Annotated in this window: 11 protein-coding genes; 2 read left to right on the forward strand and 9 right to left on the reverse strand. The window is 73.6% G+C overall.

The window, feature by feature from the left end:
* Window positions 1-29 precede the first annotated feature (29 nt).
* A complete protein-coding gene (soxR, locus tag MHW47_RS26440) occupies window positions 30-551 on the reverse strand; it encodes a redox-sensitive transcriptional activator SoxR (RefSeq protein WP_239226279.1) in 522 nt (173 codons plus the stop codon).
* 126 nt (window positions 552-677) lie between these two features.
* Between soxR and MHW47_RS26445 the strand changes: the two genes are divergently transcribed.
* Window positions 678-1,139, forward strand: a complete 462-nt coding sequence (locus MHW47_RS26445; protein ID WP_239226280.1) for a MaoC family dehydratase — start codon at window positions 678-680, stop codon at window positions 1,137-1,139.
* Between the two features lie 63 nt (window positions 1,140-1,202).
* Here MHW47_RS26445 and MHW47_RS26450 read toward each other — a convergent pair whose 3' ends face one another.
* The 3 genes from MHW47_RS26450 to MHW47_RS26460 form a co-directional block, all read right to left on the reverse strand.
* On the reverse strand, window positions 1,203-1,826 hold the full coding sequence (locus MHW47_RS26450) for a TetR/AcrR family transcriptional regulator (RefSeq protein ID WP_239226281.1): 624 nt from the start codon (window positions 1,824-1,826) through the stop codon (window positions 1,203-1,205).
* Between the two features lie 95 nt (window positions 1,827-1,921).
* Window positions 1,922-2,212 carry a YiaA/YiaB family inner membrane protein gene (locus MHW47_RS26455; protein ID WP_111335726.1) on the reverse strand — a complete coding sequence of 97 codons (291 nt, stop codon included), beginning with the start codon at window positions 2,210-2,212 and terminating at the stop codon, window positions 1,922-1,924.
* A 59-nt stretch (window positions 2,213-2,271) separates the two neighbouring features.
* Window positions 2,272-3,423 carry an acyl-CoA dehydrogenase family protein gene (locus MHW47_RS26460; protein ID WP_239226282.1) on the reverse strand — a complete coding sequence of 384 codons (1,152 nt, stop codon included), beginning with the start codon at window positions 3,421-3,423 and terminating at the stop codon, window positions 2,272-2,274.
* Window positions 3,424-3,488: 65 nt separating this feature from the next.
* Here MHW47_RS26460 and MHW47_RS26465 point away from each other — a divergent pair, with 65 nt between their 5' ends.
* On the forward strand, window positions 3,489-4,148 hold the full coding sequence (locus MHW47_RS26465) for a TetR/AcrR family transcriptional regulator (RefSeq protein WP_239226283.1): 660 nt from the start codon (window positions 3,489-3,491) through the stop codon (window positions 4,146-4,148).
* Here the strand turns inward: MHW47_RS26465 and MHW47_RS26470 are convergent.
* From MHW47_RS26470 to MHW47_RS26490, 5 genes are all read right to left on the reverse strand, one after another.
* Window positions 4,145-5,224, reverse strand: a complete 1,080-nt coding sequence (locus tag MHW47_RS26470; protein ID WP_239226284.1) for a Zn-dependent alcohol dehydrogenase — start codon at window positions 5,222-5,224, stop codon at window positions 4,145-4,147. The two genes, MHW47_RS26465 and MHW47_RS26470, sit on opposite strands and share 4 nt — an antisense overlap.
* Before the next feature lie 88 nt (window positions 5,225-5,312).
* A complete protein-coding gene (locus MHW47_RS26475; protein ID WP_239226285.1) occupies window positions 5,313-6,707 on the reverse strand; it encodes an aldehyde dehydrogenase family protein in 1,395 nt (464 codons plus the stop codon).
* 119 nt (window positions 6,708-6,826) lie between these two features.
* Complete coding sequence (locus MHW47_RS26480) at window positions 6,827-8,185, reverse strand: ABC transporter ATP-binding protein (RefSeq protein ID WP_239226286.1); 1,359 nt, start codon at window positions 8,183-8,185, stop codon at window positions 6,827-6,829.
* Window positions 8,186-8,334: 149 nt separating this feature from the next.
* On the reverse strand, window positions 8,335-8,955 hold the full coding sequence (locus MHW47_RS26485; RefSeq protein WP_239226287.1) for a TetR/AcrR family transcriptional regulator: 621 nt from the start codon (window positions 8,953-8,955) through the stop codon (window positions 8,335-8,337).
* 45 nt (window positions 8,956-9,000) lie between these two features.
* The coding region (locus MHW47_RS26490) for a hypothetical protein (RefSeq protein ID WP_239226288.1) at window positions 9,001-9,925 on the reverse strand (925 nt) is incomplete at its 5' end.

The following is a 9,925-nucleotide window of genomic DNA, read 5'->3' on the forward strand; positions in this document are numbered from 1 at the left end:
CCGGTCCGCTCCGGGCCCGCCGTCCCGCGTCAGGCGCAGTCGTCGGCGCAGTCCGCCGCCGCTGCGACCGGCTCGGGGGCGGGCGTGCGGCGCACCGCGCGTTCCGGCATCAGGCGGGAACCGCTGATCCGCTCGCCGCTGATGTCGTCCGGGTTGGACAGGACGCAGGTCTCCAGCGAGAGGCAGCCGCAGCCGATGCAGTCGGTGAGGTGGTCCCGCAGCCGGGCCAGCCGCGTGATCCGGTCGTCGAGTTCGGAGCGCCACGCGCGGGAGAGCCGCGCCCAGTCCTCGCGGTTGGGGGTGCGCTCCTCGGGCAGTTCGGCCAGCGCCTCGCGGATCGTGGCCAGCGGGATGCCCACCCGCTGGGCCGCCCGGACGAAGGCGACCCGGCGCAGGGCGTCCCTGCTGTAGCGGCGCTGGTTGCCGCTGGTGCGGCGGCTGCTGATCAGCCCCTTGGCCTCGTAGAAGTGCAGGGCCGACACCGCGGCGCCGCTGCGCGCGGAGAGCTGGCCGACCGTGAGTTCTTGAAGTGTCTGCGGGATCTTGGGCACCCGTCGAAGCCTACGTGGCCCGGCCCGCACCGGTTCGTCGTTGACAGGAACGCACCCGCCAACCATGCTGAGCAAGCGCTTAGACAGTGCGCGATGGACGCAGAGCGGGAAGGCAGGGACCGGGACATGGCAGAGCCGAGGATCTTCAACTCCGCCCAGGAGCTGCGGGACGGCGTGGGCGAACAATTGGGCCACAGCGACTGGCTGGAGGTCGACCAGAAGCGGATCGACCTGTTCGCCGACGCCACGGGCGACCACCAGTGGATTCACGTGGACCCGGAGAAGGCCGCGGCCGGCCCCTTCGGGAAGACCATCGCGCACGGCTATCTGACGCTGTCGCTGCTGCCGGCGCTCGTCCCGCAGGTGATGGCGGTCGAGGGCGCCCGGATGGGCATCAACTACGGCACCAACAAGGTGCGTTTCCCCTCCCCCGTACCGGTGGGCTCGCGGCTGCGGGCGACCGCCGTCATCAAGAGCGTCGAGGAGGCGGGCGGCGGGGTGCAGATCACCGCCGTGGTGACGGTCGAGCGGGAGGGCGGCGACAAGCCCGCCTGCGTGGCCGAGTCGGTGTCGCGGTACTACTTCTGAGCCCCCGCCACCCGCGTACGCGAACGCCCCCGGTCCCGTGGCGGGACCGGGGGCGCGCGGCGCTCAGCGTCCGGCGGCGACCATCCGCAGCACCAGGCCGGCGTACAGCTCGCCGACCTCGTCGGGCGTCCTGCTGCCCTGCGCGTTGAACCACCGCGCCACGTCGATGCAGAGCGAGAGGACCGCGAGCGTGGTCCCCGGCACGTCCGGCACGTCGAACTCGCCGGAGGCGACGCCCTCCCCGATGATCCGGCGCACCACCGCGTCGGTCCGGCGGCGCAGCGCGATGATCTCCGCGCGGTGCTCCTCGCCGAGCGCATCGAGTTCGTACTGGACGACGCGGGCGGTGGTGTGGCGCTCGGCGTGCCAGCGGACGAAGGAGCGCACGGCGGAGGCGAGGCGCTCGGCGGCGCTGCCGCCGCTGTCGGCGGCCGACTCCAGCAGGGCCAGGGCCCGGTCGTGGCCGATGCGGCTGATCCGGTGGAGCAGCTCTTCCTTCGTCTTGTAGTGGATGTAGAGCGCCGCGGGGCTCATGCCGGCGCGGCCCGCGATGTCACGGGTGGTGGTCGCGTGGTACCCGCGCTCGGCGAAGGCGTCGACGGCCGCGACCAGGAGCCGCCGGGCGGCCTCGGGCGTCACCTCGGCCCACGGCGGGTCCTCGGCGTCGGTCTCCTGCGCCGTGCTCATCGTCGCTCGCCCCTCTCAGTCAGCAGGACGAACACCATACCGCGATCCTGAGCAAGCGCTTAGGGAAACCTTTCTCCACAGGCCGCCGCACGCCGTCAGAGCTTCTGGAAGGGGTCGTGCTCGGCGAGGATCTTCTCCAGCCGGGCCTGGTCCACCCGGCTGACGAGCTGGCCCGCCTCCTGCCGGTCCCGGATGACCTTGGCCAGGGTGAAGCAGGAGGTCACCAGGTACATGACCCCGATGGCGAGGAAGCCGCGCACCCAGGCGTTCGCGTCGAGGAAGTAGATGCCGAGGGCCACCGCGCCCATCGCCACCCCGAAGGAGGCGACGGCCTGCCCGTAGAAGGCGGCGGTGCTCTGCTGCTTGACCGGTGTCGTGTCACTCATGGCGCCCAGCATCCGCCGGAGTGGTGCGTGCCACATCCGTGCGGATACTCAGACGGTACTCAGAACGCCGAGACCCCCGTCAGGGACCGGCCGATGATCAGCTTCTGGATCTGGCTGGTGCCCTCGTAGAGCGTCATCACGCGGGCGTCCCGGAGCAGCTTGCCGACCGGGTACTCGTCGATGTAGCCGTAGCCGCCGAAGACCTGGAGGGCGTTGTTGGCGGCTCGCACGGCGGCCTCGGAGGCGAACAGCTTGGCCTGCGAGGCGGCGGTGGCGAAGTCCCGGCCCCGGTCCACGAGGTCGGCGACGCGCCAGGTCAGCAGGCGCGCGGCCTCGACGTCCACGGAGATGTCGCTGATGAGTTCCTGGACGAGCTGGTAGCCCGCGATGGGCCGGCCGAACTGCTCGCGCTGCCCGGCGTACCCCACGGCCGCGTCCAGGGCGGCCTGGGCGATGCCGACGCAGCCGGCCGCCACCGACATCCGACCCTTGGCCAGGGCGGACATGGCGATCGAGAAGCCCTTGCCCTCGGGGCCCAGCAGGGCGCTCGCGGGCACCCGGACGTCCTGGAGGACGAGTTCCGCCGTGGCCTGGCCGCGCAGGCCGAGCTTGCCGTGGATGGTGCGGCGGGTGAGGCCGGGGGTGTCGGCGGGGACCAGGAAGGCGGAGATGCCCCGGTGGCCGGGGGTGTCATCGGTACGGGCGAACAGGAGCACCACGTCGGCCCAGGTGCCGTTGGTGATGAACATCTTGCTGCCGTTGACGACGTAGTCCGCGCCGTCCCGCACCGCGCGGGTCGCCAGTCCGGCGGCGTCCGAGCCGGTGCCGGGCTCGGTCAGGCCGAAGCAGCCGACGGCATCGCCGGAGGTGAGCCGGGGCAGCCAGTGCCGCTTCTGCTCCTCGTCGCCCCAGGCGGCGACGGTCTTGGCGACCAGGCCGAGGGAGACGGAGACGATGCCGCGCACCGAGGAGTCGCCCCGGCCCAGCTCCTCGGTGACCAGGCAGTAGGCCAGGTGGTCGCCGCCGGAGCCGCCGTACTCCTCGGGGACGGTCAGTCCGAGGAAGCCGAGGGAGCCGAGCTTCTTCACGATCGACTTGTCGACGTTCTCCGACCGGTCCCACTCGGCGGCGTACGGGGCGACGTCGCGGGCGACGAAGTCCCTGGCGAGCTGCCGGACGGCCTCCTGCTCCTCGCTGAGTTCCAGGTTCACGGCCCGCGGCCTCCCTCTTAATTAGCACTGCTAGTTTTTAGGTCGCAGGGCCTACTATGTGCCGCATGGCCCGCCCGCGCAAGCCCCTCCTGAGCAGAGAACGCATCGTCGAGACGGCGAGCGCCCTCGTGGACGCCGAAGGGCTCGACGCGGTCTCGACCCGCCGGCTGGCGGCCGAGCTGGGGGTCAGCGGGCCCTCGCTGTACAACCACTTCCGCAACAAGGACGAGATCCTGGACGCGGTCGCCGACGCCGTCTCCGCGCAGGTCGATCTGTCGATGTTCGAGGAGTCCGATCCGCGCGACTGGCGGGCCGCCCTGCACGACTGGGCGGTCTCCTACCGCGCGGCGCTCGCCGCGCATCCGCACATCGTCCCGGTGCTGGCCCGGGGGCCGGGGCGGCGCCCGGCCGGGCTGCGGGTGGCGGACGCGGTGTTCGGGGCCATGGTGCGCGCGGGCTGGCCGCCGGCCCAGGCGACCTCCATCGGCGCGCTGATGCGCTACTTCATCACGGGTTCGGCGCTCGGTTCCTTCGCCCGCGGGTTCGTGGACGACGAGACGGCGTACGACCCGGCCGACTACCCGCACCTGGGGCAGGCCCACCTGCTGGCCGAGCGGCGGCAGCAGGTGGACGAGGGGGCGTTCGAGACGGGGCTGCGGGCCCTGGTGGACGGGCTCGACCTGCAGTACGCGCAGCTGGAGCCCGCCCCGCGGCGGGAAGGCTAGAAGACCACCAGGGCGCGGCCGCCCCGCCCGGCGATCATGCGGTCGAAGGCGGCCGGGATGCCGTCCAGGCCGATCCGTTCGGTGACCATCATGGACAGGTCGAAGCGTCCCGCCCGGATGTGCTCGGCGAGCACCGGCAGGTCGCGGGCCGGGTCGCTGTTGCCGTAGACGCAGCCGGTCAGGCTCCGGCCCCAGTGGAAGATCTCCAGGGCGTTGAACGTGACCTGCTGGTCCTTGCCGCCGATCCCGACGACCGTGGCGCGGCCGCCCCGCCGGGTGGACTCCCAGGCCGCGCGGATGGTGACCGCCCGGCCGACGCACTCCACGGCCACGTCCACCCCCTGGCCGCCGGTGAGCGCCCGGATCTCGCGGGGCGTGGTGTCCGAGGCGACGACGTAGTCGGTGGCACCGGCCCGGCGGGCCAGCTCCTCCTTCTCCGGGGACACGTCCACCGCGACGATCCTCGACGCCCCCGCGATCCGGGCGGCCTGGAGCACGGCGAGCCCGACGCCGCCGACGCCGAACACCGCGACGGACTCCCCGGCGCGGACCCGGGCGCTGTGGTGGACGGCGCCGTAGCCGGTGAGCACCGCGCAGCCGAGCAGCGCGGCGTCGGTGAGCGGGACGCCGTCCGGGGCGGGCAGCACGCAGTTCGCGGCGACGACGGTCTCCTCGGCGAAGGCGGCCACGTTCAGGCCGGGGTGCAGCTCGCCGCCGCCGGCCGTGCGGGCGTGGACGGCGGACGCGCCGGCCAGCGCGGACGCGCAGAGCCACACCTCACCGATCCCGCAGTGGTAGCAGCTGCCGCAGGAGGGCGCCCAGTTGAGGACGACGCCGTCCCCGGGGGCGACATGGGTGACGCCCTCGCCCACCGCGACGACGGTGCCGGCGCCCTCGTGGCCGAGGACGGCGGGGACGGGCACCCGCATCGTGCCGTTGGACAGCGAGAGGTCGGAGTGGCAGACCCCGGCGGCGGCGAGGCGGACGCGCACCCGGCCGGGGCCGGGCTCCGGCAGGACGATGTCGGTGATCTCCAGCGGAGCTCCGACGGCGGACAGTACGGCGGCGCGGACCACGGACTGGCTCCTTGCTGATCGGTGGACGGTACGGGTGCGGAACGGGGGCGCCGGCCGGTGCGGGCGGACGGGACCGGCCGCGGCCGGGTCAGAACTGGAGGGACTTGGTCTGGAGGTATTCGGCCAGGCCGTGTTCGCCCAGCTCCCGGCCGACGCCGGACTGCTTGTAGCCGCCGAAGGGCGCGAGCGGGTTGAAGCGGCCGCCGTTGATGTCGACCTGGCCGGTGTCCATGCGGCGCGCGAAGGCCACGGCCGTCTCGTCGTCGGCGGCCCAGACGGCGCCCGCGAGTCCGTAGGCGGTGCCGTTGGCGATGCGCAGCGCGTCCTCCTCGTCCTGGTACTTCAGGATGGACAGGACCGGGCCGAAGATCTCCTCCTGGGCGATGGTCATTTCCGGGGTGACGTCGGCGAAGACCGTGGGGCTGACGTAGTAGCCGGTGGGCAGCGGCGCCTCGGGGCCGCCGGCGACCAGGCGGGCGCCCTCCTCGACGCCCTTCTCGATGTAACCGCGCACCCGCTCCCGCTGCTTGGCGTTGACCAGCGGGCCGATCCGCTCACCCGGCACGTACTTGGCGACGGCCGCCGCCGCGAGGGCCACGGCCTCCTCGTACCGGTCGGCGTCCACCAGCATCCGGGTCCAGGCGCTGCACGTCTGGCCGGAGTTGGACATCACGTTGGCGACGCCCACGTGGACGGCCCGGGCCAGGTCGGCGCCGGGCAGGACGACGTTGGCGGACTTGCCGCCGAGTTCCAGCGCGACGCGCTTGACGGCGCCGCCCGCGAGGGCGCCGATGCGGCGGCCGACGGCGGTGGACCCGGTGAAGGAGACCAGATCGACGTCCTCGTGCTCGGCGAGGGCCTGTCCGGCGACCGGGCCGAGGCCGGTGACCAGGTTGAACACTCCGGCGGGCAGCCCGGACTCGGCGACCGCCTCGGCGAAGAGCTGGGCGGTGAGCGGGGTGTCCTCGGCGGGCTTGAGGACGACCGTGCAGCCGGCGGCGAGCGCGGGGGCCACCTTGGCGACGATCTGGTGCAGCGGATAGTTCCACGGGGTGATCGCGCCGACGACGCCGACCGGCTCCAGGAAGACCGTGGAGCTGCCGTGCCGCTGCTCGAAGGAGTACGCGGCGGCGAGGTCGGCGTAGGAGGAGGCGACCATGACCGGGAGCCCGGCGTGCACCGAGGCGGCCAGGGCGGGCGGGGCGCCCAGTTCGGCGGTGACCGTCGCGGCGATCTCCTCCGCGCGGGCGCCCAGCACGTCGCGCAGGGCCGCGAGGCGGGCGGCGCGCTCGGCGGGCGGGGTGGCGGCCCAGCCGGGGAAGGCGGCGCGGGCCGCCCGTACCGCGGCGTCCACGTCTTCGGCGGTGCCCGCCGGGACATGGCCGATGACCTGCTCGTCCGCCGGGTTCACGACGGCGATCGTGTCGGTGGTGGAGGCGGGCCGCCAGGCGCCGCCGATGTACATCCCCTCGTGGGCCTTCATCGCTGTTCCTCCCGGCTCGCGGTGACGGACGGGATCGTCCGGGCCCCAAACTAGCGCTGTTAGTTTTCGGGCGCCAGAGACCCTCGTCACGTCGGCGTGCCGGGCGCGCCCGGCCGGGGCTACACGTCCAGGCCGGGCACGTCCTTCGGCAGCGGGCAGATGCGGCGGCCCTGGTGGTCGAAGACGTACAGGTGCGCGAGGTCGACCAGGAGCGGCACCTGGCCGCCGGTGCGCAGCATCATGTCGGGCCCGGTCCGCACGACCAGGTCGCTGGAGGTGACGGCCGGGCGGTCCGGGCTGTGCGCGCCGGGCGGCAGGTCGTCGCTCTCCGGCGCCTCCAGGACGGCGACGGAACCGCCGACGTAGGAGGAGGCGCGCTCCCTGATCCGCTCCAGCACCCCGCCGCCGCCCGTGCCGCCGCGCCGCCGGCGCACCGGTCCCCGGTCGGGGCGGGCCGACTCCAGCTCCGGGACCACGGCGGGCCGGGAGCCGGTGTTGAGGTGCACCAGCGCCTCGTGGCCCTGGTACTCGACGTGCTCGACGATCCCGCTGAGCGCGACCTCGCCCGGCCGGGCCTGGCTGGGCGGGGCGATGCGGACCGCCTCGGAGCGCAGGCCGACGATGAGCGGGCGGCCCTGCTGGATGCGGAGCAACTGGTGGTCGGTGCTGAGCGGTTCGGGCAGCGGCAGGCGCTGGCGGCCGAGGTCGATGGACATCCGGCCCTCCAGCGGCGCGTGCACCACGGCCTGGAGGAGGTTGATCCGAGGAGTGCCGATGAAGGCGGCGACGAACACGTTCTCCGGCAGGGCGTACACCTCGCGCGGCGGGCTGACCTGCTGGAGGATTCCGCCGCGCATGACGGCGACCCGGTGGCCGAGCGACATGGCCTCGGCCTGGTCGTGGGTCACGTAGACGGTGGTGACGCCGAGTTCCTTGGTGAGCTGGGCGATCTCGGCGCGCAGGTGGTTGCGGAGCTTGGCGTCCAGGTTGGACAGCGGCTCGTCCATGAGGAAGGCGGACGGCTGGCGCGAGATGGCCCGCCCCATGGCGACCCGCTGGCGCTCACCGCCGGAGAGCTGGCCGGGGCGGCGGTCCAGGATGCGCTCGATGCCGAGCATCCTGGCCGTGTTCTCGATGCGTTCGGTGTGGTCCTGGCGCGGGTTCTCCAGCTTCAGCGGGAAGCCGATGTTGTCCCGGTTGGTCATGGTCGGGTAGAGCGCGAAGTTCTGGAAGACCATGGACATCCCGCGTTCGCGCGGGGTGAGGTGGTTGGCCGGTTCGCCGTCGAGCAGGATCTCGCCGTCGGTGATGTCCTCCAGGCCGGCGATCATGCGGAGCACCGTCGACTTCCCGCACCCCGAGGGGCCGAGCAGGACGACGAACTCGCCCGGATCGATGTGGAGCGAGAGTCGGTCGACGGCGCGCGGGGACCGTCCGTATGCCTTGCTGACGTTGTGGAGCGTGATGGCGCGAGTCATGTGGTTCCGCCCGGAAGGGATGGTGGTGGAGCGGTGGGGAGCGGCAGCAGTGGCCTGAAATTAGCCCACTGCGCCCGGTGAGGGAATGACTCGCGCAAAGTTGTCCCGGACCGGCTCCGGTTACCGCTCACGCCTGTGCCGGACGCCGCTCAGTCGAGCCGTCGCGCGAGGTAGGCGTGCAGGAGTTCGCGGGTCTCGGCGACGATCGCGGCGTCCCCGGACGGGTCGGCGCGGAAGGCGAGTTTCAGCAGGGCGTCGGCCGCCTCCACACAGACCAGGATGGCGCGCGACAGGTCCTCGTCGGCCTCCCGGCCCAGCTGGCCCGCCAGGAGTTCGGCGAGCCGGCCCGCGACCCGCTGGTTGGCGTCGTCGGCCGGGTCCTCGTCGGGGGCGGGGGCGCCGAAGTCGACCAGGGCGAAGCCGGGCACGGTGCGTTTCATCGCCAGGTACTCGTCGAGCACGGCGTCGATCGCGCCGCGCCAGTCGGCGGACTCGACGGCGGTCAGCCGGCCGGTGATCCGCTCGGCGTAGCTGTCCAGGTTGCGGCGGGCCAGCGCGTCGGCGAGGGAGCGCTTGTTGGAGAAGAAGCGGTAGACGGAGCCGATGGGCACTCCGGCGCGGGCGGCGACCGCGCGGGTGGACAACTGCTCGTAGCCGGTCTCGTCCAGGAGTTCGGCGCAGGCGTCGAGAATCCGGGCGAGGCGTTCGGCGCTGCGCTGCTGCACGGGCGCGCGGCGGAGGTTGGCGTGGGCATGGGGCACGTCTTCCATGATGCCGTGGACCTCCTGCGCGCCCGGCGGGGGGCGGGGGCGCGCTCAGGCGATGAGCAGGGCGAGCCCTCCGACGGTGTACGCGATCATCAGGACGAGCAGCGGGAGCTGGCCGATGACCGCGCGCCGGGGCGGCATGAGCCGTACGGACCTGTCGTGCGCGGCGATCACCCCGAGGACGTGTCCGGTGACGATCGCGAGGACCTGGAGGGTGGCGACGCCGCCGGGCCCCAGGGGCGGCGGGGGCGCGGCCGGCCGGTCGGCGCCGAGCAGCAGGCTCAGGGTGCGCGGGCCCTCGGTGGTGAGGAGCGTGAAGTAGTGGGCGACGAGGTAGCCGAGGGCGATCGGGACCAGGGAGTGCGCGAACGCGCCGAGCGGGTGGGCGGGCCGCCCGCACACGAGCCGGACCGCCCCGGCGCAGAGCGCGTACAGGGCGGCGACGAGGGCGACCGCGCCGGCGAGCCCCAGGGTGGCGGTGGTGGTACGGCCCAGGGCCGAGGTCTGCACGGTGGTGATCCAGCGCGGCGCGTCGGAGAACCCGTCGTACGCGGTGGAGCCGAGCATCACGCAGACGGTGGCGGTGAGTCCGGGCAGCCGGGGCGTGGCGTCGAGCCCGTTGAACGGGGAGCGCACCACGAGCCGCCGGTCGGCGGGGCGGCGGCCGAGCGGGGAGAGCCGGGCCAGGAGTGCGGAGTAAACCTCGAAGGCGTCGGCGTGCGCGAACCAGCGGTCCCCGTACACCGCCGCGCCCGCCAGGTGGACGGTCGCGTAGCCGCCGAGGAAGACGAGCAGGGCGGTGGGCGATGCGGGGTCGGGCGCGACGAGTTCGAGCCAGGTGAAGGCGAGGAGCCCGGCCGCGGCGGGCCACAGGCCGAGGCGTGCGGGCAGGGGGCGGCCGGCCTCCGGGTCGCGGCCGAGGGCCCGGCAGGCGAGCAGGTGCAGGGTGCGCAGCGGGTTGAGGGGCCGCCAG

It is taken from the genome of Streptomyces sp. OfavH-34-F, assembly GCF_022347745.1.
Taxonomy (GTDB): Bacteria; Actinomycetota; Actinomycetes; order Streptomycetales; family Streptomycetaceae; genus Streptomyces.

Excerpts from the sequence above, each read along its gene's own strand:
- MHW47_RS26445 (WP_239226280.1), top strand. The coding sequence starts at position 678 with ATGGCAGAGCCGAGGATCTTCAACTCCGCCCAGGAGCTGCGGGACGGC.
- MHW47_RS26450 (WP_239226281.1), bottom strand. The coding sequence starts at position 1,826 with ATGAGCACGGCGCAGGAGACCGACGCCGAGGACCCGCCGTGGGCCGAG.
- MHW47_RS26455 (WP_111335726.1), bottom strand. The coding sequence starts at position 2,212 with ATGAGTGACACGACACCGGTCAAGCAGCAGAGCACCGCCGCCTTCTAC.
- MHW47_RS26465 (WP_239226283.1), top strand. The coding sequence starts at position 3,489 with ATGGCCCGCCCGCGCAAGCCCCTCCTGAGCAGAGAACGCATCGTCGAG.
- MHW47_RS26475 (WP_239226285.1), bottom strand. The coding sequence starts at position 6,707 with ATGAAGGCCCACGAGGGGATGTACATCGGCGGCGCCTGGCGGCCCGCC.
- MHW47_RS26480 (WP_239226286.1), bottom strand. The coding sequence starts at position 8,185 with ATGACTCGCGCCATCACGCTCCACAACGTCAGCAAGGCATACGGACGG.
- MHW47_RS26485 (WP_239226287.1), bottom strand. The coding sequence starts at position 8,955 with ATGGAAGACGTGCCCCATGCCCACGCCAACCTCCGCCGCGCGCCCGTG.